We start from the raw sequence: 23,603 nt of genomic DNA on the forward strand, positions 1-23,603 counted from the left end.
CCACTCGCACCCCCAGCCGAGCACGAACAGACGCGCTGCCGGCGCGAAAGATCCACTCGCACCGCCAGCCGAGCACGAACGGTCCGCCCACGCACCAATCCCACTCCACGCAAAGCCGACCGCGCGGCACGAACCGTCCAGAACGAACGGTCCAGCCGCTCACCTACCACGGCGCGAAAGGACAGTTCGCAACCCCCGCCCGGGCGCGAACGGACCACTCGCACCCCCAGCCGAGCACGAACAGACGCGCTGCCGGCGCGAAAGATCCACTCGCACCGCCAGCCGAGCACGAACGGTCCGCCCACGCACCGATAGCAATCCACTCAAAGCCGAACCGCGCGGCACGAACCGTCCAGCCGCTCACCTACCACGGCGCGAAAGGACAGTTCACAACCCCGCGCGGGCGCGGAAAGGACCGGCGCACCGCCAGCCGAGCACGAACGGGCCCCCGCGCCGCCAGCGCGAAAGATCCACCCGCGCCGAAGGTCCGGCATGAAGGGCCCCGTCGCTCACGTGCCGCGGCACGAAACGACAGTTCACAACCCCGCGCGAGGTGCGGAAAGGACCACTCACCCCCCAGCCGAGCGCGAACGGACCACTCGCACCACCAGCCGAGCGCCAAAGCACCATTCGCACCGCAGGCGGAGCGCAAAGGGACCGCCCGCGCCGGCGCGAGGGGACAACTCGCGCACGTCCAGCTGTTCCAGCGGAGCACCCGCAACGCCGCCCTCGTGGCGAAGGCGCCGCTCGCGCCGAATTGCGCGATGCGAGGAATCCGTGCGGCCGGAGCGCACGCGCGAAAGGTCCGCTCGTGCCTAGCCGTCCGGCATGAATGACCCAGTCGTGCACCGACCGCGGCGCGAAGGGACCGTTCGCGGAGGCCGCCAGGCGCCGACGCGACCGCTCGCCCGGAAACGCGAAACAGCCCCTCCGCCACCACCCGGTGGCGAAGGGGCTGTCCCCACAAAAACCTCAGCGGCGCTTCGGCTTCCACACCACCAAAGACGTCTGCTGCCTCATCGGCACCAGGTCCTTCCGGTACGAAGCGTGCACCGCGGCGGCGGCTTGTTCGGCGGCGGCGTACGCGGACGCCAGCTCCTCGGTCAGCTCGTGCACCCGCGCCCGCAGGGCGTCGACCTGGTTTTCCAGCTCGATGATCCGCTTGACGCCCGCCAGGTTGACGCCGTCCTCCTGCGAGAGGCGCTGGACCTCACGCAGCAGGGCGATGTCGCGCATGGAGTAGCGCCGGCCACCGCCGGAGGTGCGGCCCGGGGAGACCAGACCCTGGCGGTCGTAGGAGCGCAGGGTTTGCGCGTGGAGGCCCGAGAGCTGGGCTGCCACGGAGATCACGAACACGGGGGTGTCCTCGTCCGCGCCGTGTGGGAGTCCCGGGATTCCGCCGAACATCACCCTCACCTGCCTTCGAGCATCTCGGTCACCTCAGGCCGCGGGTCGTGGCCCTTCATCGCCTCCGCGTAGGCCTCGAGGGCCTCGCGCGCCTTGTCGTCCAGTGTGGCGGGGACCGACGCCTGCAGGGTCACCAGCAGATCACCCTGTGAGCCGTCGCGCTTCTGAATGCCCTTTCCGCGCACGCGCAACACTCGGCCACTCGCGGTACCCGCGGGCACCTTCAGCGACACCTTGCCCTCGAGCGTCGGCACCGTGATCGTGGTGCCCAGCGCGAGCTCGGTGAAGTCGACCGGCACGGTCAGGGTCAGGTCGAGGTCCTTGCGCCCGAACAGCTTGTGCGGTGCCACGTGGACGCGCACGTACAGGTCACCGGCTTGCGCGCCACCGCGGCCGGGCTCGCCCTGGCCGGCCAACCGGATCCGCTGGTCGTCGTCGACGCCCGGCGGGATGCGCACGGTCAGCGTGCGGGTGCGGGTGCTGATGCCCTCGCCACCGCACTCGGGGCACGGGTCGTCGATGATCTGGCCGCGGCCGCGGCAATCACGGCACGGCTCGGAGAACGCGAACGCGCCCTGGCTGCGGCTGACGAGACCCGAACCGCCACACGTCGGGCACTGGCGCGGCGACGTGCCCGGCTTCGCGCCGTTGCCGCCGCACGTCGAGCACGTCGCGGGGCTCGACAGCCGCAGCGGCAGGGTCGCGCCCTTGACCGCCTCGGTGAAGTCGATCCGCACGTCGGTCTCGACGTCGGCGCCGCGCTGCGGCCGGTTGGCCGACGCGGCCCCGCCGGCCCGGCCCTGACGGCCGAAGATGCCGCCCAGGATGTCGCCGAGCCCGCCGAACCCGCCCTGCTGGGCAGCGCCGGCCTGGCCGAAGATGTCGCCCATGTCGAAGCCGCCCGCGCCACCGGCACCGCCCGGGAACCCACCGAAGCCGCCGGAGCCGAAGAGGCGCTGGGCCTCGTCGTACTCCTTGCGCTTGGCCGGGTCGGACAACACGCCGTAGGCCTCGGACACGGCCTTGAACTTGTTCTCGGCCGCGGTGTTGCCCGCGTTGGCGTCCGGGTGGTTCTCCTTGGCGAGCTTGCGGTAGGCCTTCTTGATCTCGTCCGCGGTGGCGTCGGAGGAGACACCCAGCTCTTTGTAGAAGTCCTTGCCCATCCACTCCCGAGCACTCATCGGGTGCCTCCTCCTTTCGCTACGAAACGGTTGTTACTGCTGGTTCGGCTCATCGATCGACCCGTCCAGCGGCAGCTCGCCGCCGACGGGCGGGTCGACCGGTGCCGCGGCCGGCTCGTGGTCGGTGACCCCGACCAGCGCCGCCCGCAGGACCCGGTCGCCGAAGCGGTAACCGCGGCGCATGACCACGGTGACCGTCGGACCCGCCACGTCCGGCGAGGTGTTGTGCTGCACGGCCTCGTGCACGCTCGGATCGAAGGGCTCGCCCTCCGTGCCGAACGATTCGAGACCGGCTCGCTGCAAGCCGCTCACCAGCTTGTCGCCGACTGCCTTGAACGCACCGGTGAGGTCACCGTGCTGCTCCGCCCGCTCGAGGTCGTCGAGCAGGGGGAGCAGGTCGCCGACCACCGACGCCTTCGCGTTCAGCACCACGCCCTCGCGGTCGCGGTCCACGCGCTTGCGGTAGTTGGCGTACTCCGCTTGCAGGCGTTGCAGGTCGGCCGTGCGCTCGGCCAGCTGCTTCTCGACGTCGGACGCGACCGAGACCGCGTCGTCCACCGAGTCGCCGAGCGAGGGGCCCGCGTGCTGCGCGGGCGCCCCATCGGCGGGGTTGTATTCAGGGACAGGGGTTTCCGGGGCAGGGGGACGGACCTCACCGGTCTGCGGGTCGACCCGCCGCCGGTCACGCACGACCACCGGTTCCTCGGGGCCCCGGCCCTCGGCTTCGGAGTGTCGTGGGGTCACTTCTTCTCGTCCTCTTCCACGATCTCGGCGTCGACCACGTCATCGGCCTTGTCCTGCGCCCCACCGGCGGAACCGGCGTCGGCACCCGGAGCGGCACCGTCGGAACCGGCAGCGCCCTGGTTGGCGTAGAGCGCGGTGCCCAGCTCCTGCGAAGCCGTGTTCAGCTTCTCGATGGACTCGCGGATCTTGGCCGAGTCGGTGCCCTTGAGCGCCTCGTTGGCCTCGTCGATGGCGGTCTTGACCTTGCCCTTGAGGTCCTCGGGGAGCTTGTCCTCGTTGTCCTTGACGAACTTCTCGGTCTGGTAGACGAGAGTCTCCGCCTGGTTGCGCGTCTCCGCTTCCTCGCGGCGCTTCTTGTCTTCCTCGGCGTGGGCTTCGGCGTCCTTGACCATGCGGTCGATGTCGTCCTTCGGCAGCGCGGAGCCACCGGTGATCGTCATCGACTGCTCCTTGTTCGTGCCCAGGTCCTTCGCGGTCACGTGCACGATGCCGTTGGCGTCGATGTCGAAGGTGACCTCGATCTGCGGCACGCCACGCGGAGCCGGCGGGAGACCGGTCAGCTCGAACATGCCGAGCTTCTTGTTGTGCGCCGCGATCTCGCGCTCACCCTGGAACACCTGGATCTGCACCGACGGCTGGTTGTCGTCCGCCGTGGAGAAGATCTCCGAACGCTTGGTCGGGATCGTGGTGTTGCGCTCGATGAGCTTGGTGAACACGCCACCCTTGGTCTCGATGCCCAGCGAAAGCGGGGTCACGTCCAGCAGCAGGACGTCCTTGACCTCGCCCTTGAGCACACCGGCCTGCAGCGCGGCACCCACGGCCACGACCTCGTCCGGGTTCACGCCCTTGTTCGGCTCGCGCCCGCCGGTCAGCTCCTTGACCAGCTCGGCCACGGCCGGCATGCGGGTGGAACCACCCACGAGCACGACGTGGTCGATGTCGCCGACGGAGATGCCCGCGTCGCGGATCACGTTGTTGAACGGCGCCTTGGTGCGGTCGAGCAGGTCCGAGGTGATCTTCTGGAACTCGGCGCGCGACAGCGTCTCGTCGAGGAACAGCGGGTTCTTGTCGGCGTCGACCGTGATGTAGGGCAGGTTGATGCCGGCGGAGTTGGAGCTCGACAGCTCGATCTTCGCCTTCTCGGCCGCCTCGCGGATGCGCTGCAGGGCCATCTTGTCCTTGGTCAGGTCGATGCCGTTGGAGGCCTTGAACTTGTCGACCAGCCACTTGACGATGCGCTCGTCCCAGTCGTCACCACCGAGGTGGTTGTCACCGGAAGTCGCCCGCACCTCGACGACACCCTCGCCGATCTCCAGCAGCGACACGTCGAACGTACCGCCACCGAGGTCGAAGACCAGGATCGTCTGTTCCTTCTCGCCCTTGTCCAGGCCGTACGCCAGCGCGGCGGCGGTCGGCTCGTTGACGATGCGGAGCACGTTCAGGCCGGCGATCTGCCCGGCCTCCTTGGTGGCCTGCCGCTGAGCGTCCTCGAAGTACGCCGGGACGGTGATCACCGCGTCGGTGATCTCCTCGCCCAGGTACGACTCGGCGTCGCGCTTCAGCTTCATCAGCACGCGCGCGCTGATCTCCTGCGGCGTGTACTTCTTGCCGTCGATCTCGGTGTTCCAGTCGGTACCGATGTGCCGCTTGACGGACCGGATGGTGCGGTCGACGTTCGTGACGGCCTGGTTCTTGGCCGACTGACCGGTGAGCACTTCACCGTTCTTGGCGAACGCGACGATGGACGGGGTGGTCCGGGAGCCTTCCGAGTTGGCGATGACCGTCGGCTCGCCGCCCTCAAGGACGGCGACGACCGAGTTGGTCGTGCCGAGGTCGATGCCGACCGCTCGCGCCATGGTGCTTCCTCCTGTGTTGGCAGCTCTACTGCTATGTTCGTGACCTGCACGTTCGGGTCCGCCTTGAGCGGGCCCCTGGCAAGTTCTATCGGTCCCTCGCGAGCTTCGTCAAGCCAGACTTGAGTCAGCTGCACTCAACCTTCGTATCAGGCTAACGAAGGGGTAGTGGCTCTTGTTCCCGGGCTCACCGGCAGATCGTGCCGCGAGGGAGTGTGAGGCCGCTCACCAGGTACTTCGTCTCCGCCGCTCTCGCGCACGCGGAGTTCAGCAGGCCGGTGTGACCGTCGTCGAGGCGGGTCAGCAGCACGGAACCGTCGACGTCCGCCGCGAGCCCCCGGGCCCACGCCAGCGGTGTCGCCGGGTCGTGGGCGCCGCCCACGACGAGGATCGGTGGAGCGCCGGATACCCGATCGGGGTGCGGCGGGTTCCTCGCCGGCAGCGGCCAGCCCGCGCACCCGCTCGCGAAGTCCCACCACTCCGAGTAGCGCCAGCTGTGCGGGGCGACCGCCCGGACGACGGCGGCCGTCGCGCGCACGTCCGCGACGCTCGTGAACGGCGACGGGAAGTCTTGGCAGCCGATGGCGCGGTACATGCCGTAGCTCGGCGAGAAGAACTGGGCGGCCGAGGTCAGCTGGGCGGCGTCGGCGCTCGCGGCGGCCAGCGCGCGGCCGAGATCGGGCCACTGGCCTCTTGTGTAGAGGTAGCCGTAGACGCCCGAGGACAGCTCCTCACCGGTGGCCACGCGGCCTAGCCCGCTCGACCAGGCGCCGTGGGCGACCAGGTGGTCGTAGTAGGCCAGCACGTCCTGGCCGTGGAGCGCACAGTCCGTCGAGGCGCCGCACCACGACCCGAACCTCACGAGCGAGTCCTCTATCGCGGCGGCCTCCTCCACGATCGACTGCCGCGGCGGCCGGCTGTGGTCGACGGCGCCGTCCAGCACCATCGCGCGCACACGGTCGGGGTGCGCAGCGGCGTACGCGGCCCCGAGCTCGGTGCCGTAGGAGACGCCGAGCCACGAGATCCGCTGCTCGCCGAGCGCGACGCGGATCGCGTCCACGTCCTCGGCCGCACTGCGCGTGTCGACGTGCCCGAGCGACGGCCCGGTCTTCGCCAGACACGTCTCGCCGACCGCCCGGTTGTGCTCGACCAACGCGGCGAATTGCGTTGCCGTGGAAGGAAACCGGCTCACGGCAGGGTCGGCGAGCTGCTCCGGATCGCAGGCGATCGTCGGCTTGCTGAACCACACCCCGCGCGGGTCGAAGCCCACGACGTCGAAGCGCTGCCGCAGCACCGGATCGGTGATCGCGCCGAACTGCGTGTAGCCGACGCCGGACCCCCCGGGCCCGCCCGGGTTGATCAGCAGCGCGCCGATCCGGTGCGCCGGATCAGTGGCCGTCAGCCGCACCAACGCGAGCCGAGCGGTCCCCGATCCAGGGTCGGCCCGGTCGATCGGCACGTCGACGAACCCGCATTCAGCGGTCGGTTCCTGCGAGCTCGGGCACGGCGTCCACGTCGTCGACGCCGAAGCCGGCACCGCGAGCAGCGGCAGGAAGAGCAGGACAGCGGCAACGACCAGCTTCATGCCGGACGAGCCGAGACGACCGGCCGCGCGGCGCGGTGGGACCCCTCGTCCCGCACGATCACCGTCTCCGCCAGCCGCACGTCCCCGGCCGGCGCCGTCACCTGGACCACGGCGACCGGCGTGGGCGCCGGCGTCGTCACCTCGGGCTTGGGCGCCAGGCCGAGGCTCGCCGTCACGACGAACGCCCCCACCGCCCCGGCCAGCACGGCCGCCAGCACCCGGTTCTCGATCTTGCGCATGTGACTTTTACCCCGAAAGTGTCGTGGTTCAGGCGGCCTTGACGGTGACGCTGCCGCTGGAGGTGTTGAGGTCGAGCGTCTTCGGCTGGCCGGCGTCGTTCGACGTGGGGATGTCCACGGTGCGGTGTCCGCTGTCGGTGTCACCGATCACCCGGTACGACCCGTCCGGCACCCGCACGTCGACGCTGCCGGAGTCGGCGTGCACCTTCACGTCGTTGGGCGTGGCCAGGGCCAGCTCCACGCTGCCGGAGTCGGCGGAGACGTCGACCGGGCCGCGCACCCCGTCGGCCGTCACGTGACCGGAGTCGCTGTGCAGCTGCACCGGCCCGACGTTTCGCAGGTCGATCGAACCGCTGTCGAGCCGCAGGTTCACCAGGCCCGCGACGTTCGCCACGTGCGCGTGGCCGGAGTCGGCAGTGACGTCGACGCTCGCGACGCCCGTGACATCCACCTCGCCCGAATCGGCCTGGCCCGTCACGGGCAGCCCGGCCGGCACGACGACGTCGAAGTCGGCGGTGCAGTTGCGGCCGCAGTCGCCGAGCACCAGCTGGTCGCCCTCCACCCGGAAGGCGTCACCCGGCTCGCCGCGGAAGTTGTAGTGCAGCTTCTGGTGCACGGAGATCGCGCCGGAACCGGTGCGGATCCGGATGTCACCGGAGTTCGCGTCGAGCTTCACGCCGCGGATCTGCTGCGAGACCGTCGCGCTGCGCTCCACCGTGTTGCCCAGGCCCCAGCCGAGCGCGATGGCCACTCCCACGCCGATCAGAACTACGCCACCCAGTGCCAGAAGCGGGCGTGCCATGGTATCCATCCCCTCAGTACCGCTCATCCGTCTGCCGCAAACGGTAAGAGGGGCGCGGGTGCCGCGACATCCGGTAAACCCCCCGAAACATCCCTGAGGTGCCGGGACCCGGGTCAGGGTCATAGCCTGGTCCCGACTGGACTTCCAAGATCAACGCGTTCAGGAGGATTGATGCCTCAATCGCCCAATCCCTACGATTTCCTACCGTCCGTGCCGTCGTTCACGCTGCGCAGCACGGACATCGCCGAGGGCGAGACGCTCGCGACGCCACACCTGTCCGGCATCTTCGGCGCCGGTGGCGAAGACCGGTCGCCGCAGCTGTCGTGGGAGGGCTTCCCCGAGGACACGCGCAGCTTCGCGATCACGGTGTACGACCCCGACGCCCCGACGGCGAGCGGTTTCTGGCACTGGGCCGTGTTCAACGTCCCCGCGTCGGTCACCGAGCTGGCCGCCAACGCCGGCGACGCGAACGGCTCCGGCCTGCCCGAGGGCGCTGTCACTCTGAAGGGTGACGGTGGCGTGAAGCAGTTCCTCGGCGCCGCCCCGCCGCCGGGGCACGGCCCGCACCGCTACTACTTCGTGGTGCACGCGCTCGACGTCGACTCCCTGGAGATCGACGGCGACGCCACGCCCGCGTTCCTCGGCTTCAACCTGTTCGGCCACACCCTGGCTCGCGCCACGATCATGGCGGTCTACGAGAACAAGGGCTGAGGTTCGCCGGCAGCAGGGCCACCGTGAGTTCGCTCACGGTGGCCCTGTGGTGTTTTTCCGACAGGTGGAATCACTGCCGTTGACCCGCTCCCTCGCCGGGGAAGACGATCGGAAGCTGCACATCAGCACGTACCTCGTACCGCAAGGGAGCCGGCACCGATGTACGAAAAGGACGGCGAGCGCTACTTCATCGTCGACGGTCACGTGCACTTCTGGACGCCGACGGAAAACGGGTTTCGCCGCCAGAGCGAGGAAACGATCGTTCACGACCTGTTCGAAACCGGGTACGTGGACCACGCGATCTTCCAGCCCGCGTCCACCGCCGACCCCGACGGCGCGACGCCCGGGGGCGCGTTGACCGAGCGGTACCCCGGCCGGTTCACCGTTGCCGGCCTCGAGCCGATCGCCGGGAACCTGAAGGGCGTCAAGCTCGTCACCACCGAACAGGCGGGCCGGCGGCTGTCGGACCCGTGCTCCTACCGCTTCCTGGAGAAGTGCCAGGAGCTCGGCATCCGCAACGTCCACCTCCACGCCGCCCTCTCGCTGCGCGCGCTCGACCGCGACGGCAAAGAGAGCACGAACGGCGCCGACGCGTCCGCGGCCTTCGACGCCGCCGGCCTCGACGAGGTCGCCGCGGCGTTCCCGGACCTGCGCTTCATCGTCGAGCACGTGGGCTTGGCCCGGCTGCAGGACTTCTGCTGGATCGCCACGCAGGAGCCGAACGTGTACGCCGGCCTCGCGCTCGCGTTGCCCGCCATCCTCACCCGGCCGCGCCAGTTCGCCGAGATCGTCGGCGAACTGCTCTACTGGATGGACGAGAACCGGATCACGTTCGCCAGCGACTACGGGCTCCAGCACCCGAAGTGGCTGATTGAGTCCTTTGTGGACTTCGAGATGCCGGAGGACTTCCAGGACGAGTACGGCGAGCTCACCACGGACGTGAAGAAGAAGATCCTCGGCCTCAACGCGGCGCGCCTGTACGACCTCGAGGTGCCGGACGGGTGCGGGACCACCGAAGCGGCGGCCGAAAGCGACGAGATCGGGTCGAACTCGAAAGTACCGGTGTGACGCCGGGACTCACCCGTTCGGTCCAGTGGGCCGAGATCGCGGTACGCCGGAGTCACCACGGCCCGTCGGCGAGCGACCTGCACTGATCTCACCGGGTGAAGCCGGGCGACGGTCAGCGTGAGCGCCGAAGACGGCGTCGGAATCGTTGCCGACCGGGTGCTCCGCTTGCGCCATTCGGAGCACGTATGGTGGAGGGCGCATGTGATCGCCCGTTCATCGCCGAACGGTTCACGGAGGTGCCGCTGTGTCCGAACCCGCCCTGCCGCTTTCCGACGACGACACCACCGAGAAGGGACCCAGCGGGCTGATCGGATCGGCGCAGCGCGCACTGCGCGTGCTCGAGATCGTGGCCCGTGCCGGTGACGGCATCGCGGCCAAGGCCGTGGCCCGGCGCGCCGGCTACAAGCTCTCGACCACCTACCACCTGCTCAACACGCTGGTCCACGAAGGCTATTTGATCCGCCTCGGCCACGGCCGCGGGTTCGGCCTCGGCTACAAGGTCGGCGGTCTCTACCACAGCCTGCTCGGCGAGCTCGACGTCGACCACCAGCTGCGCGACGGCCTGCACCAGCTGCACCTGCGCGTGAGCGCGCCCGCGTACTACACGGTCTTCCGCGACACCGACGTCGTCGTCGCGGCCGTCGCCGACTCGCCGGCGTTCCCGCGCGCCCAGCCGCTCGACTTCGGCTTCCACGAAGCCGCGCACGCCACGGCGTTCGGCAAGGTGATGCTGGCGTCGCTGCCCGCACGCGAGCGCCGCGACTATCTCGCCGGCGCCGGCATGCCTCGCCTCACCGACCGCACCCGCGTGACGTCGCGCGACCTCGAGGCGGAGCTCGAAACCGTGGCGCGCTCGGGGATCGCCTTGGAGATCGAGGAGTTCCAGCCCCAGCTCGCGTGCGTGTCCGCGCCGGTGCTCGACACCGAGCAACGCGTGACGGGCGCGGTCGCGTTCTCCGTGCCGGTACACCAGTTCGCCGACCGCCGCCCGGATCTCGAACGCGCCGCCCGCGCCGGGGCGGCGCACTTCTCGAAGTTGTTGTCCGCCAAAGACAACTGAAAATTCGACCGATCGGTTTATCGCAGCGACTCCCGGTCGACACCCTCACGCTCGAGAAACCGGCCCTTGGTGTGCTCGCCGAACCCGAACTGCCGGTACAGCCCGTGCGCGTCGGCCGTGTGCAGCATCCAGCGCATGCCCGCGCCCGGGCCGTTGTCGATCATCTCACGCACGATCTCCTTGCCCAGTCCCGAACCGCGCGCGTCCTCGACCACGAACACGTCGGCGAGGTAGGCCGACGTCACTCCGTCGGAGATCCCGCGCGCGAAGCCGACCTGACGGCCGGTGCCGCGCTCGTACGCGCCGACCACGCGCCAGGACCCGGCGACGGCTGCCTCGACCTGATCGCGGGTGCGCCAGCGACCCCAGTAGGCCTCGGTGGAGAGGAACTTCCACAGCACGTCGAGGTCGAGCCGGCTGGGGTCGTCGTCGAGTTCGTAGTCGCCTGCGATCCGCATCCCCGCAAGTTACCAATCCGGCCAACAGCAGGCGGGTACGCAACCCGACCTGACCGCGGCTGGCGACTGTACCCGCCGGGACTGTGGTCGGATTGGTAACCAACAGCACCGTCAGCGCGGCTTGAGCAGGTAGTCGACCACCGGCCGCAGCTCGTCGGCCGAGGGCGGCTCGTCGTCGATCAGGCCCTGGATCAGCAGGCCGTCGATGCCGGCGAGGAACACGCGGAACGCCACCTCGTCGTCGTGGCGGACCATGGACGTGAGCACGTCGAGCCAGCGCCGTGCGGCCGGGCGCAGTTCGGGTTTGCGCGCGGCCAGCAGGTACAGCTCGTACTCGGCCATCGTGCGCCCGCGGCGCGGCCCGAGGGCCTCCGCCAGCAGGCCGGCCACCTCCTCGGCGCCCCGGCTGCCGCGCGCACGGGCGCGGTCGATCATCCAGTAGACCTCGGTGGCCATGTCGCGCGCGCAGGAGATGAGCGTGGCCACCAGCAGGTCGTCGAGCGAGGCGAAGTGGTACGTCGTCGACGCGGTGGGCACGTCGGCCTCCACGGCCACTGTACGATGCGTGACGCCGGCGACACCGTCACGCTCGATCACCCGCAGGGTGGCCGCGATGATCTCCGCGCGCCGCTTCTCCCCGCGCGCCTTGCGGCCGTCGACCTGGATCCTCACTGGTTGCTCCCGACCTCGATCAGCACCACCCCGCCGATCACGAGCACGAGCCCACCGGCCATCACCAGGTTGAGCGGTTCCTTGAGGAACAGGACCCCGATGATCGCCACGAGCGCCACGCCGACGGCGGCCCACACCGCGTACGCGATGCCGAGTGGCAACCCCGACTTCAGCACGCGGGAAAGTGCGAAGAACGCTACGCCGTACCCCACGGCGACCAGCACGGACGGCAAGACTTTGGTGAAGCCCTCCGAGAGCTTCAGGGAAACGGTGGCCGTCACTTCTGCGGCGATCGCCAAAGCGAGGTACAAGTAAGCACCCATGAGTACGAAACTACCTGAACGATCGTCTCACTAGACAGCGAGGCGTGCACCACATCGGTGGGACTTGGGCGCTGCCAACCAGTTACCCATCAGTAAGAAGCGTTACCCTGCTCGGCACCGGGGCTGTGACCCGCGCACACGCACCGGCACCACCACACCGGACGAAAGGCACCCGACGATGGGCGCTGTAGAGCTGACGCTCGGGGGGATCTCTGTCCTCCTGGGCATCGTCGCCTGGGGATTGTTCATCGCCACCATCGCCCGCTTCGTGCGGGTGATCCGGCTGGGCCAGCCCGACCCGACGCGCAACGGACCGTTCATGCCGCGGCTCGGCACGTTGATCAAGGAGTTCGCCGCGCACACGCGCATGGCGAAGTTCCGACAAGTCGCGCCGTGGCACTGGATGGTGATGTGGGGCTTCCTCATCGGGTCGCTCGCGCTGTTCGAGGCCTACGGCGAGGTGTTCGTGCCGACGTGGGGCTGGCCGGTCCTCGAGGACTGGTCGCTGTGGAGCCTGCTCATGGAGCTGCTCGGCGTGGCGACGATCGTCGGCGGCATCGGGCTGGTGCTCATCCGCCAGGCCAACCACCCCCGCCGCGCCGACCGGCAGTCGCGCTTCGCGGGCTCGAACTTCAAGTGGGCCTACTTCGTCGAGGCCGTGGTGATCATCGAGGGCATCGGCATCATCGGCGTGCGCGCGGCGAAGGCCGCGATGGGCGTGCACGAGACGCCGACGTGGGCCGCCTTCGTGTCGAACCCGCTCTCACACGCGTTGCCTTCCAGTGCCGCGCTCGTGTCCGTGTTCGCGTTCATCAAGCTGATGAGCGCCACGGTGTGGCTGATCGTGGTGGCCCGCACGATGACCATGGGCATCGCGTGGCACCGCTTCAGCGCGTTCTTCAACATCTACTTCAAGCGCGAGGACGACGGCGGCGTCGCCCTCGGCGCGGTGAAGCCGATGATGAGCAAGGGCAAGGTGCTCGACCTCGAGGAAGCCGATCCGGACGAGGACACGTTCGGCGTCGGCAAGGTCGAGGACTTCAGCTGGAAGGGCTGGCTCGACTTCTCCACGTGCACCGAGTGCGGCCGCTGCCAGTCGCAGTGCCCCGCGTGGAACACCGGCAAGCCGCTGTCGCCGAAGCTGCTGATCACGCAGCTGCGTGACCACGCGTACGCGAAGGCGCCGTACCTGCTGGCCGGCGGCAAGCGTGACATGGCCGGCGATGAGATCGGCCTGACCGGGGACAACCCCCACGCGGGCATCGACGTGCTGGCGCTGGCCGAGTCCGAGCGCCCCCTGATCGGTGGCGCGGACGACGGTGGCGTCATCGACCCCGACATGTTGTGGTCCTGCACGTCGTGCGGCGCCTGCGTGGAGCAGTGCCCGGTGGACATCGAGCACGTCGACCACATCGTGGACATGCGCCGCTACCAGGTGATGATCGAGTCGTCGTTCCCGACTGAGCTCAACGGCATGTTCAAGAACCTGGAGAACAAGGGCAACCCCTGGGGCCAGAACGCCAAGGATCGTCTGCAGTGGACTGAGGACCTCGACTTCGAGGTGCCGGTGTTCGACGGCGACCTGGGTGACGCGGAGTACCTGTTCTGGGTCGGCTGCGCCGGCGCCTTCGAGGACCGCGCGAAGAAGACCACGCGCGCCGTGGCCGAGCTGCTGCACATCGCGGGCGTGAAGTACACCGTCCTCGGCTCGGAGGAGTCCTGCACCGGTGACCCGGCGCGTCGCGCGGGCAACGAGTTCCTGTTCCAGATGCTGGCGCAGCAGAACGTCGAGGTGCTCAACTCGGTGTTCGAGGGCCGCGAGCGCAAGGCGCGCAAGGTCGTGGTGACCTGCGCCCACTGCTTCAACACGCTCGCCAACGAGTACCCGGAGCTGGGCGGCCAGTTCGACGTCGTGCACCACACGCAGCTGCTCAACCGCCTGGTGCGCGAGAAGTACCTGACGCCGGTCGCGCCCGTCGCGGAGGACGTCACCTACCACGACCCGTGCTACCTGGGCCGCCACAACAAGGTCTACGACGCTCCGCGTGAGCTCGTCGGCGCTTCCGGCGCGAAGCTGCGCGAGATGCCCCGCCACGGCGACCGGTCCATGTGCTGCGGTGCCGGCGGCGCGCGGATGTGGATGGAGGAGAAGATCGGCAAGCGGATCAACGTCGAGCGCGTGGACGAGGCGCTCGGCACCGCGCCGTCGAAGATCGCGACCGGCTGCCCGTTCTGCCGCGTGATGCTCACCGACGGCGTCACCGCGCGCCAGAGCGACGGCATCGCGAGCGAGCGCGTGGAGGTCGTTGACGTGGCTCAGCTGCTGCTCACCTCCGTGAAGCGCAAGCCGGAGCCGGCGCTGGTGGCGGCGGGCGCGCCGTCGCTCGAGGGCGAGTCGGACGCCGACCTCACGAGCAAGCCCGACGTGCCGACCGACGAGAAGGCGACCGGCACTCCGTTGCCGGACGAGGACAAATAGCCCGAATCAAACTGGAATGAACGCCCCTTTCACGATCAACAACGGTCATGAAGGGGCGTTCGGCCGTTCCCGGCCCCGACATTTGTCATGGGGACAGTCGTGATTTACGGCCCGTGTGCGAATGCTCGCACAGCGAAACGATCACTTCATGCCATTCCGCAAGTCCGCCGTCGCCGCACTCGCCTTGTTCTCCCCGTTCGGCGCCGAGTTCCTCCTGGGTGACCAGTACCTCGCCGGGCCGCCCCGAACTCGGGCAGCAGCTCGGCATGTTCGCGATGTTCGTGGCGTGCTACGGATCGGCCGCGGTGCTGGTCCGCGAGCTCGCGCGCCGCCGCGGCCGTGGCTGGCCGACGATCCTCACGTTCGCGCCGGCCTTCGGTGTCGTTGAAGAAGCCTGCTCACGCAGACGTTGTTCAGCCCCCACTACCTGGGCCTCGACCTGCTGAGCCCCGCACACGTCCCCGTGCTCGGCATCGATGGCCAGTGGACGGTTTTCGTCCTGACGTTGCACGCGGTCTGCAGCATCGTCTCGCCGATCGCGGCCGTGGTGGCCGTCGCGCTCGTGGTGTTGCCTGCGCCTCCCCGTTCGATCCCTTGACACGCGGGGACGTGGGCCGGGTTCGCCGTCGGGCTCGGTGCGAGCACGGCATTCCACCTGGTGGACAAGACCGCACTGCTCCATTCGTGGGGCACGGTCGCTCATGCCGGCACTCGAAGCAGCCGTATTCGCGTGCGCCCTGCGCTGCGGCCCGCCCGCGTTTTCCCTGGCAGCAGGCGCACTCGTCACGTACTGCTGAGTCGGCCTGCTCTCTGCCACCGGGAATCCGATCGCACTGATCGAACAAACGATCCTCGTCATTACCACCCCGATCATCTTGGTCTTCGCCGCCCGAAGGGAAATTCCGGTAACCGTTTGACAGCAACGGCACCCACGTACCGGAAATCGAACGAAAACGTTTACCGTGCACATTTCCTGCACCACTGGACCGGCTTCGTCACATTGGCGATGACAGACAGGACAACGGGCGTATTCTTCGGTTTCTCGCGACCGACGCCGCTTGCGGGAAGCGAATTCGGCGACCGACCCGAGGGGGCGCGACGTGGTGAACGGGTACAGCGGACCTGGCTACACCGGCCACCCGGGCACACCCTTTCCGCCTTCCGGGCGAGTGAGCGTCGCGCCGGGCCGGACCCCCGAACCCGGTTGGCCGAGCGAGGTGCCCGAGGAGCTCGCCGGCGAGCCCGTGGCGGGCGACGGCTGGGTCTCCGACCCGTCACCGGTTCCCGGCCCGCGGACGCTCGTCCGCCCCTACGTCCTCACTCGCGGCCGCACGCGCTCCCGCCGCAACCTCGCCGTCGAGGCGCTCGTGAAGGCCAACGCCCAGGACCCGCGCTGGAACACGCCGCAGGTGAAGGGCGAGTTCCGGATCGTGCGGTCGCTGTGCCTGTACCCGCGGTCGGTGGCCGAGGTGGCCGCGACGCTGAGCGTTCCCCTCGGCGTCGCGCGGATCCTGCTCGACGACCTGGCCGAGCTCGGCCTCGTGACGATCCACGCCCCGCAGCGCAAAGAGGACGACCGGCCGGCGATCGCGTTGATGGAGCGCGTGCTTTCGGGTCTCAACCGACTCTGACCCACCGCGCGGCTAGTCTTCTGCGCGTGAGCGAGCAAGAGGAATCGGGCGGCGAGAGCACTCTCACGGTGCTGCTGGCCGGCGGCGTGAACCTGGCCATCGCCATCCTGAAGCTGATCGCCGGGATCATCACCGGCTCGGGCGCGATGCTGTCGGAGGCCGCGCACTCGCTGGCCGACACCATCACCGAGGTCCTGCTCCTCACGGCACTGAAACGTTCGGAGCGCCCCGCCGACCGGGTCCACCCGTTCGGCTACGGCAAGGAGCGCTACTTCTGGTCGCTGCTGGCTGCCGTCTCGATCTTCGCCTCGGGCGCGATGTTCGCGCTGTACGAGGGCTTCACCACCGTGTTCGGCGAAAGCGAAGAGCAGACGGACCCGATCGTCGGCTACGCGGTGCTGGGCATCGCATTCGTCCTCGAGGGCGTGTCGTGGCTGCAGGCGATCCGGCAGGTGCGCAAGGAGTCCCGGCAGGAGCGGCGTTCGTTCTTCACCTACCTCAGCATGATCGACGACCCGGCGCCGAAGACCGTGCTGTTCGAGGACTCGGCAGCGTTGATCGGCCTGCTGCTCGCGTTCGCCGGCATCGGGTTGCACCAGCTCACGGGTTCGTCGGTGTGGGACGGCATCGCGTCGATCCTCATCGGCGTGCTGCTGGCGTGCGTCGCGTACCTGCTGGGGCGGACCAACCGGGGCCTGCTCGTGGGCCGTCAGGCGGACCCGCGGATCGTGCGCGGAGTGCGTGACCACCTCGCGTCGGCGCCGGAGATCGAGGCGCTGGTGGACCTGCAGACGATGCTGATGGGCACGGACCAGGTGCTGGTGTGCGCCCGCGTGGACTTCGACGACTCGCTGGGGGCGGCCGACGTCGAGTTCGCCTGCGTGCGGATCGCGGGTGAGCTGACCGCGGAGTTCCACGACGTCACCGAGGTGTTCATCGAGCCAGTACCGCGGTCGGATCCGAACCTGCGGGCGGCGGTGCTGGCGCGCTACGGCGACTTGAGCACGCGGCCGATCGAGGGTTCCTAGAGGGTTTTCAGTACCCGAAGTCCTGCGTCCAGTACCAGCCGTCGGTGGTCACGCCGACGCCGAGCTTGGTCAGCGAGCAGTTGAGGATGTTCGCGCGGTGGCCGCTGGAGTTCATCCACAGCTGCATCACCTGCTTCGCGCTCGTCGCGCCCTTCGCGATGTTCTCGGCGCCCGGCTTGCCGTAGCCGGCGTCGCGGATGCGCTCGTCGAAGTGCTTGCCCTCAGGCGTGTCGTGCGAGAAGTAGTTGCGGGCCGACATGTCGTCGCTGTGACCCTGCGCGGCCTGGTCGAGGTGGGGCTCCTCGGCGACGGGGTCGCAGCCGGCCTTGGCGCGCTCGTCGTTCACGAGGTCCACGACCTGACCGGCGGTCGACGGGTTCGTGGTGCGGGGCTGGGTGGTCGACGCTGGCGTGGCCGGCGGCTTCGGGGGCGCGGGGGCGTCGGAGCTCGGGGTGTCGGACGCGGTCGTCGACGCCGGGTCGGGGCTGGCTGAAGCCGACGTCGCAGGGGCGATCGAGCCGGACGTCGGGGTGCCGCTCGTGCCGCCCGTGCCCGGCACCGGGGTGCCGCCGCCAGGAGTGGACGACGAGGGCTGCTTCGCGTACGGATCGACCGAGGGCACGCCGGACAGCGGGTCGGACTGACCTGCAGCGACACTACCGAGCGTCGCCACGCTGGGTCTGGCGTGGAGCCACGCCGTCCCTCCAGCGGCGGAGAAACCGCCAAGAAGAACACTCAGTGACACCAAAACCACTCGACCGCGCGCACCAATGGGGGACACGGGCGAGGAAACTATCACGAACCGATTACGACCGTTACCCCTGAAGGCGCAGTGCTCTATTTGATCAAGCACGGGAAATGATCACGTGACGGCGGGGGTTTCCTGGTGCAGGGGGTGGTGATCTCCCGGTCTTGTACGCGATCGTCGGCCGATGGGAGACTCAGCTCACGCTCGTGGTCTGCGGGTGACGCGCAGGAGGAGCGCGCCCGCGGCGAGGAGGGCAAGGCTGACTACCGCGTAGCTCGTTCGGTCGGGGTCGGGGCCGGGGATCGGCTGTATTCGCGCGGTCGTTCGCGCATGGGAGGCGATGATCCGGACGGTGGCGGCGGCGCGAAGCGTGAGCGGGTTCGCGGCTTCGGGTTGGGCCGTGACTTCGACGGTGTCGGTGAGCGTGCCGCTGCGAGGTGCGGTGGCGGTGCGGGTCCATTCGCGCCGGCTGCCGGGGCCGAGACGGTGACCGTCGAGTGTGAGCGGGGTGGTGCCGGTATTGGCGGCGGTCACGAGGAATGTGACGGTGTCGCCCGGGTTGGCCGTGGGGTCGGCTCGTTCGATGAGGTTCAGGGCTGGGCGCGGAGTGGGTTGGACTCGCTCGGGGACGGTGGAGTTCTCGACGTCGGTGGTCGTGGTGGTCGTCGCCGTGAGCTGGTGGCCCGCGGGGTCTTGGGCGGTGGCGGTGGTGTCGGTGATGGCCGTCGATTCGGCGGTGAGAGTGCAGGCGCGAAGGGTTTCGGTGCCAGGCTCGAGGCCGGGCAGTGTGAACGCGCAGGCCGGGTCGGGGGCGCGAACGGTCACATCGTGCAGCTCGGCGTCTCCGGTGTTGCGGACCGTGGTCAGGTACGTCACGGGGTCACCGGGGCGGATGGGCTGGTTGAGGTGATCGGTCGCGACGGCGAGCCCGGGGTGGATCACGGGAACGGGGTTGGTCGCCGTGGTGGTGACGGGGGCGCCGCGGGACGGGGTGGCGGTGGCCTGCGTGATGTCGGTGGTGGCGCCGGTCGCGGTGGTGGTGCACAGGTAGCGCTGGATGCCGTTGACGGGCAGCGTCGCAAAGGTCCGCGTGCACTCCGGGGCCTGGAGGTCGGTGACGTGGACGTCGTGCAGTTCGGTGTCGCCGGTGTTGGTGAGCACGAGGTCGAAGCGCACGGACTCGTCGGGAGCGAAGGGACCTTCGGTGCTGGTCTTCGTGACGGTGAGTTTCGGCTGCAGCACCTCGAACGACGCTTGCGCCGATGCCGTCACGGTGCGCTGGGTCGGATCGGTGCCGGTGGCCTCGGTGGTGCCGGTGAAACCGGCTTTGCCCGCGACGGTGGAGCAGGTGTAAGTCTCCTCGGCGTCGGGCGCGAGGGTGGCGACGTCGTGGGTACAGGCGGCGATGTGATCGTCCACAACGGACACTTTGGTGAGTGGGACATCGCCGACGTTCTTCACCAGCACGGAGAACGTGACGGTGTCGCCCTCACGGACCTGGTACGGCTCGGCGTCGGTCATGATCGCGAGCTCGGGGTGGATCACGTCGACGTTCGCGGTGCCGGACGCGGTCACGGGGCGGGTAGTCGGGTCGTTGGCGGTGGCGTTGACGGTGGTGGTGAAGTCGTCGGGCGCGGCTTTGACGGCGCAGGTGTAGGTGGCGGCGGCGCCGGTGGCCAGTTGGTTCTCAGTGTGAGGGCAGCCGGTGAGGGTGAGGTTCGTCAGCGGGGTGTCGCCGGTGTTGGCGATGGTGACGGTGATCGTGACGTCGTCGCCGGGTCGCGCTTGTGCCTGGGCGGCAACGGGTTTAACGGCGAGCGTCGGGTGGATCACGTCGATCTTCGCGTCGGCGGTTGCGGTGAGCGCCGGACCGGTGGTGGGGGTGCCGGTGGCGCGGGCGGTGAGCACGGTGTCGTCGGCGGGTGCGGGTGAGGTGCAGTCGTAGGACTGGTTCGCACCAGGGGCGAGGGTGTCGAAGGTCTTCGCGCACGTCGGCGTCTGGTCGTCGGTAACTCGCACGGCGGTGACGCGTGAGTCACCGGTGTTGGTGACGGTGAGTGTCGTGGTCACGGCGTCGCCGGTACGGAAGGGACCGCCGTGCACGGCGCGGGTGAGCGCAAGGCCGGGGTGGACGACGGTGAACGCGGCGTCGGCCGTCGCCGTGACCGTGCCGCCGAGTGGGTCGGTGGCGGCGACTTTCGCGGTGTTGGTGTAGCCGTCGGGGCCGGCATGGGCTGTGCAGGTGTAGTGGTCGGTGGCGCCGGGGGCAAGGGTGGTGCCGTCGGCGCGGGCACAGGCCGGGGTCTTGTCGTCCACGATGGACATTTTGGTGAGCGGGACGTCGCCGGTGTTGCTCACGGTGATCGTGAAGGTGACTTCGTCCCCTTCGCGCACTTGCTGCGGCTTGGCCGACTGGGTGATCGTGACGGCGGGGTGGATCACGTCGAGGTGCGCGTCGGCGGTCGCGGTGACCGGGCGGTTCGACGGGTCGGCGCCGGTGGCCTTCGCGGTGCTGGTGAGGTCGTCGCCGGCGGATTGGGTGCAGGTGTACGTCTGTTTCGCCTGCGGGGCCAGGGTTCCGAGGCGTCGGGCGCATTCGGGTGCTGCGGGGTCTTCGATGGTGAGGTCGTGCAGTTCGGCGTCGCCGGTGTTGGTAGCGGTGATCGTGAACGTCGCGGGTTCGCCGGGCCTGGTGACCGTCGGTGCCACCGTCTGCGTGACGGCGACGGCCGGGTGGATCACGTCGATGGCGGCTTCCGCGCTCGCCGTCACGAGCGGTCCCGTCGGCGGGGTGGCGGTGACGGTGAGCGATTCGGTGTCGTCGTCGGCCGGTGCCGTGGTGGTGCAGGTGAAGGTCCAGGCGGCACCGGGTGCCAGGGTGTCGTGGTCCTGCGCGCAGGTGTCGGCGCGGGATGCGGTGGTGACGTGCAGCTTCGTTAGTTGGGTGTCGCCGGTGTTCTTGACAGTGACCTGGATTGGCACGATGTCGTGCTCGCGAAATGGTCCACCTTGGACGGTGGTGCCGAGGGTGACGGCCGGGTGCTGCACGGTGAACTTCGCGTCGGCCCAGGCCGTGACCGTGCGGGCGGTCGGGTCTGCTCCGGTGGCTGTCACGGAGTTGGTGAAGCCGTCTTTTCCGGCCACCGTGGTGCACGTGAAGGCCTGCTTTCCGCCTGGTGTCAGGACGCCGAGCTGCTTGGCGCAGTCGGGAACCTGACTGCTGGTCACGGCGAGATCGTCCAGCTCGACGTCACCGGTGTTGCTCACCGTGACGCTGAAGGTCACGCGGTCCCCCTCGCGCACCTGCGCGGGCGCGGCGGATTCCGTGACCGCGACGGCGGGGTGGATGACGTCGACCGGGGCGTCGGCCGTCACGCTGAGTTGTTTGCCCAGTTCATCCTTGCCGGTCGCGACAGCGGGATCCGTGAAGTCGTCACCCGGGGCAAGCAGATCGCACTGGTAAGTCTGCGTGGCCTGCGGGGCGAGCGTGCCGAACTTCCGCACGCAGCCGGGTGTGCGGTTGTCGGCCACGGCGACGTCGTCGAGCGGCGCGTCACCGGTGTTCTTGAGCGTGACGGTGAAGGTCACGCGGTCCCCTTCGCGCACCTGCACGGGCGCGGCCGTCTTCGTGAGCGACAACGCCGGGTGGATCACCTTGGCCGTAGCCGACGCGGTGTCGGTGACGGGCTGGCCCGACAGGTCGGTGCCGGTCGCCGTGACCGTGTTCGTCGTGGTCAGCGCCGGGTTCGCCACGCACGGGAAGCTCTGTTGCTCGCCCGCGGCGAGCGCGCCGAACGTGCGAGCGCACCCCGGCGTGGCGGCGTCCGTGACGACCACGGGGTTCAGTGGGCTGTCGCCGGTGTTGCGCACGGTGATCGTCCAGGTCACCGGCTCACCGGCGTGGACGACGGCGGGGTCCACTGTCTTGGTGACGTCCAGCGCGGGGGCGATGAGGGGGACCTTGAGCTCGGCGTTGGCGGTCACCGTCTTGCCGAGCGGATCGGTGCCGGCAACGGAAGCGCTGGTGTCGGGCACCGGCGCGTTTGCCGTGCAGGTCCCGGTGGTGTGCTGGCCCGGCGCGAGCGTCCCGATCGTGCGCGCGCACGCGTCGACCTTCGCGTCCGTCACGGCGACGTCGTGGAGCGACACGTCACCGGTGTTGGTGGCGGTGACCGTGAATGTCACCGGGTCCCCGGCGCGATAAGCCGCCTTGTCGACTTGCTGCGCGAGCGTGATCGCCGGGTGCAGCACGTCGATGCGAGTGGTGGCGCTGCCGTCGAGTGCGTCACCGAGCGTGCTGGTGCCGGTGACCTTCGCTGCGCTCGTGACGTCGTCGTCCGGGGCGGTGACCGTGCACTGGTAACCCGTGGTCGCGCCCGCGGCGAGCTGGCCGATCTTCTTGGCACAGGCGGGAAAGCGCTCGTCAGTCACCTCGACGCCGGTGGCGGCCGTGTCGTTCGGGTTGGTGACGCCGACCGTCACGGTGACCTGGTCGCCGGCGTGCGCGCGGGGCGGATCGGCGTGGGTCTCGAGCTGCAGATCCGGCACGGGCACGGAGAACACGAGGTTCTGCGCGACGAAATCGTCGCCGGTGGTGCTGAACGCGAGCTTCGCGCTGGTCGCACCGCTGGGCACGGCGTCGCTGCTGAACGCCTTCGCGTCGATGCCAAAGGTGTTCTTGACGCCGGGTTTCACGGCGTTGTCGGTGCTCGCGACGAAGAAGTTGTCCGACGCGCCGGTGCCGGGTTCGGCGACGGGTTTGTCGTTGATGAGGAAGTGGTCACCCGTCGTACCCCAGTCGCCGCCTTCGGCGGTCACCCCGACGTGGGCGTCGGCCGAGGCCGCGCGGAATCCGGTGATGGTGGTGGTCGTGGCGGGGCCGTTCGCGCCTTGCGGCACGTGGCCGTCGTACACGTAAATCGCGCGCTTGGCCGGCGCGTACTGCGGATCGCGCGCGGGGTAGGAGAAGACGATCGCGACGGACCAGCCCCAACCACACCCGCGGCCGGCGGTGGTCCAGACGTTGGCCGCGGTGAGAGTGAGCGGCGCGCCGGTCGGGGCCGTCGCGAACTGACCGGTCACGTCGGCGTAGGCGGAGTACAACTTGGCGTCCTCGGCATAGGACCCGGGCGTGACGTCGGCTTTGGCTGCGCCGACGGAAAACCGCACGGCCTGCGTCTTCGGTGCGCCGGCGGGACTCGCGCACGCCGTCCTCGTGCCGCCCCAGCTCAGCCGCGCGAACGCGACCCTCGCGTCCGGTGGGATCGTGACCGACGCGGTGGAGGAGTCGAACGTGCTCGCATCGGAGTCCACATCGGACCATCGCAGTGCGAAACCGCCAGCGGGCTTTTTCGTCTCGCGAATGGCGACTTTCGCGCAGTCGGCGTCACTCGGCGCGCACTCGACCACGCTGTTGCCGGCGTAGAGGAAATCGCCGTACACCACTTGGTGGTAATTCTGCTGCAATCCCTTGACGGTGTCCGCGTGCGCCGGCACGACGAAGATGGCCAGTAGGCCGAGTACCGCGAGCAGACGTTTCCCGGCCGAGCCCATGTCCGCGAGCTTTCCACGAACCGGTGAACGAATCGCGTTTTCCAACCCGGCCGTGGCGGCA

20 protein-coding genes are annotated in these 23,603 nt (G+C 69.3%); 8 read left to right on the forward strand and 12 right to left on the reverse strand.

The window, feature by feature from the left end:
* Positions 1 to 972: 972 nt before the first annotated feature.
* The 7 genes from AB0F91_RS15875 to AB0F91_RS15905 form a co-directional block, all read right to left on the reverse strand.
* Positions 973 to 1,407: a helix-turn-helix transcriptional regulator gene (locus AB0F91_RS15875; protein ID WP_220245238.1), complete on the reverse strand. Its 435-nt coding sequence runs from the start codon at positions 1,405 to 1,407 to the stop codon at positions 973 to 975.
* Between the two features lie 5 nt (positions 1,408 to 1,412).
* The gene (dnaJ, locus tag AB0F91_RS15880) at positions 1,413 to 2,588 is read right to left on the reverse strand and encodes a molecular chaperone DnaJ (protein WP_360598188.1); all 1,176 of its coding nucleotides are present in this window, start codon (positions 2,586 to 2,588) and stop codon (positions 1,413 to 1,415) included.
* 33 nt (positions 2,589 to 2,621) lie between these two features.
* Entirely contained in the window at positions 2,622 to 3,332 is a 711-nt protein-coding gene (gene grpE, locus AB0F91_RS15885) for a nucleotide exchange factor GrpE (RefSeq protein ID WP_360598190.1), read from the reverse strand.
* Positions 3,329 to 5,188 (reverse strand): molecular chaperone DnaK, encoded by a 1,860-nt coding sequence (gene dnaK / locus AB0F91_RS15890; protein WP_360598192.1) that lies wholly within the window; start codon positions 5,186 to 5,188, stop codon positions 3,329 to 3,331. Before dnaK ends, grpE begins: the two co-directional genes overlap by 4 nt.
* Positions 5,189 to 5,372: 184 nt before the next feature.
* On the reverse strand, positions 5,373 to 6,770 hold the full coding sequence (locus AB0F91_RS15895; RefSeq protein WP_360598194.1) for an alpha/beta hydrolase: 1,398 nt from the start codon (positions 6,768 to 6,770) through the stop codon (positions 5,373 to 5,375).
* Positions 6,767 to 7,009: a hypothetical protein gene (locus tag AB0F91_RS15900; RefSeq protein ID WP_360598196.1), complete on the reverse strand. Its 243-nt coding sequence runs from the start codon at positions 7,007 to 7,009 to the stop codon at positions 6,767 to 6,769. Before AB0F91_RS15900 ends, AB0F91_RS15895 begins: the two co-directional genes overlap by 4 nt.
* A 28-nt stretch (positions 7,010 to 7,037) precedes the next feature.
* Positions 7,038 to 7,811, reverse strand: a complete 774-nt coding sequence (locus AB0F91_RS15905) for a DUF4097 family beta strand repeat-containing protein (RefSeq protein ID WP_360598197.1) — start codon at positions 7,809 to 7,811, stop codon at positions 7,038 to 7,040.
* A 171-nt stretch (positions 7,812 to 7,982) separates the two neighbouring features.
* On the opposite strand from AB0F91_RS15905, the gene AB0F91_RS15910 reads away from it, so the two are divergent.
* From AB0F91_RS15910 to AB0F91_RS15920, 3 genes are all read left to right on the forward strand, one after another.
* Positions 7,983 to 8,522 (forward strand): YbhB/YbcL family Raf kinase inhibitor-like protein, encoded by a 540-nt coding sequence (locus AB0F91_RS15910; protein ID WP_360598198.1) that lies wholly within the window; start codon positions 7,983 to 7,985, stop codon positions 8,520 to 8,522.
* 159 nt (positions 8,523 to 8,681) lie between these two features.
* A complete protein-coding gene (locus tag AB0F91_RS15915; RefSeq protein WP_360598199.1) occupies positions 8,682 to 9,590 on the forward strand; it encodes an amidohydrolase family protein in 909 nt (302 codons plus the stop codon).
* Positions 9,591 to 9,834: 244 nt separating this feature from the next.
* Positions 9,835 to 10,650 (forward strand): IclR family transcriptional regulator, encoded by an 816-nt coding sequence (locus AB0F91_RS15920; protein ID WP_360598201.1) that lies wholly within the window; start codon positions 9,835 to 9,837, stop codon positions 10,648 to 10,650.
* A 17-nt stretch (positions 10,651 to 10,667) separates the two neighbouring features.
* Here the strand turns inward: AB0F91_RS15920 and AB0F91_RS15925 are convergent, their stop codons facing one another.
* From AB0F91_RS15925 to AB0F91_RS15935, 3 genes are all read right to left on the reverse strand, one after another.
* Complete coding sequence (locus AB0F91_RS15925; protein WP_360598203.1) at positions 10,668 to 11,108, reverse strand: GNAT family N-acetyltransferase; 441 nt, start codon at positions 11,106 to 11,108, stop codon at positions 10,668 to 10,670.
* 111 nt (positions 11,109 to 11,219) lie between these two features.
* Positions 11,220 to 11,780 carry a TetR family transcriptional regulator gene (locus AB0F91_RS15930; protein ID WP_360598205.1) on the reverse strand — a complete coding sequence of 187 codons (561 nt, stop codon included), beginning with the start codon at positions 11,778 to 11,780 and terminating at the stop codon, positions 11,220 to 11,222.
* Entirely contained in the window at positions 11,777 to 12,103 is a 327-nt protein-coding gene (locus tag AB0F91_RS15935) for a multidrug efflux SMR transporter (RefSeq protein ID WP_360598206.1), read from the reverse strand. Before AB0F91_RS15935 ends, AB0F91_RS15930 begins: the two co-directional genes overlap by 4 nt.
* A 178-nt stretch (positions 12,104 to 12,281) precedes the next feature.
* Between AB0F91_RS15935 and AB0F91_RS15940 the strand changes: the two genes are divergently transcribed.
* The 4 genes from AB0F91_RS15940 to AB0F91_RS15955 all read left to right on the forward strand — a co-directional run bounded on the left by AB0F91_RS15940 (position 12,282) and on the right by AB0F91_RS15955 (position 17,241).
* Entirely contained in the window at positions 12,282 to 14,582 is a 2,301-nt protein-coding gene (locus AB0F91_RS15940; RefSeq protein ID WP_360598207.1) for a (Fe-S)-binding protein, read from the forward strand.
* Positions 14,583 to 14,991: 409 nt separating this feature from the next.
* Positions 14,992 to 15,180 carry a hypothetical protein gene (locus AB0F91_RS15945; protein ID WP_360598209.1) on the forward strand — a complete coding sequence of 63 codons (189 nt, stop codon included), beginning with the start codon at positions 14,992 to 14,994 and terminating at the stop codon, positions 15,178 to 15,180.
* A 571-nt stretch (positions 15,181 to 15,751) separates the two neighbouring features.
* On the forward strand, positions 15,752 to 16,213 hold the full coding sequence (locus AB0F91_RS15950) for a DUF742 domain-containing protein (RefSeq protein WP_360598211.1): 462 nt from the start codon (positions 15,752 to 15,754) through the stop codon (positions 16,211 to 16,213).
* Positions 16,214 to 16,239: 26 nt separating this feature from the next.
* Positions 16,240 to 17,241, forward strand: coding sequence for a cation diffusion facilitator family transporter (locus AB0F91_RS15955; protein WP_360598213.1), 1,002 nt, complete (start codon positions 16,240 to 16,242; stop codon positions 17,239 to 17,241).
* A gap of 7 nt (positions 17,242 to 17,248) precedes the next feature.
* Here AB0F91_RS15955 and AB0F91_RS15960 read toward each other — a convergent pair whose 3' ends face one another.
* Complete coding sequence (locus tag AB0F91_RS15960) at positions 17,249 to 17,596, reverse strand: CAP domain-containing protein (RefSeq protein ID WP_360598214.1); 348 nt, start codon at positions 17,594 to 17,596, stop codon at positions 17,249 to 17,251.
* Positions 17,597 to 17,636: 40 nt separating this feature from the next.
* On the opposite strand from AB0F91_RS15960, the gene AB0F91_RS15965 reads away from it, so the two are divergent.
* The gene (locus AB0F91_RS15965; RefSeq protein WP_360598216.1) at positions 17,637 to 17,885 is read left to right on the forward strand and encodes a hypothetical protein; all 249 of its coding nucleotides are present in this window, start codon (positions 17,637 to 17,639) and stop codon (positions 17,883 to 17,885) included.
* Between the two features lie 302 nt (positions 17,886 to 18,187).
* Here AB0F91_RS15965 and AB0F91_RS15970 read toward each other — a convergent pair whose 3' ends face one another.
* Positions 18,188 to 23,542: a hypothetical protein gene (locus tag AB0F91_RS15970; RefSeq protein ID WP_360598218.1), complete on the reverse strand. Its 5,355-nt coding sequence runs from the start codon at positions 23,540 to 23,542 to the stop codon at positions 18,188 to 18,190.
* Between the last annotated feature and the right edge of the window lie 61 nt (positions 23,543 to 23,603).

Origin of the sequence: Amycolatopsis sp. NPDC023774, from assembly GCF_040639695.1 — a bacterium.
GTDB lineage: Bacteria > Actinomycetota > Actinomycetes > Mycobacteriales > Pseudonocardiaceae > Amycolatopsis.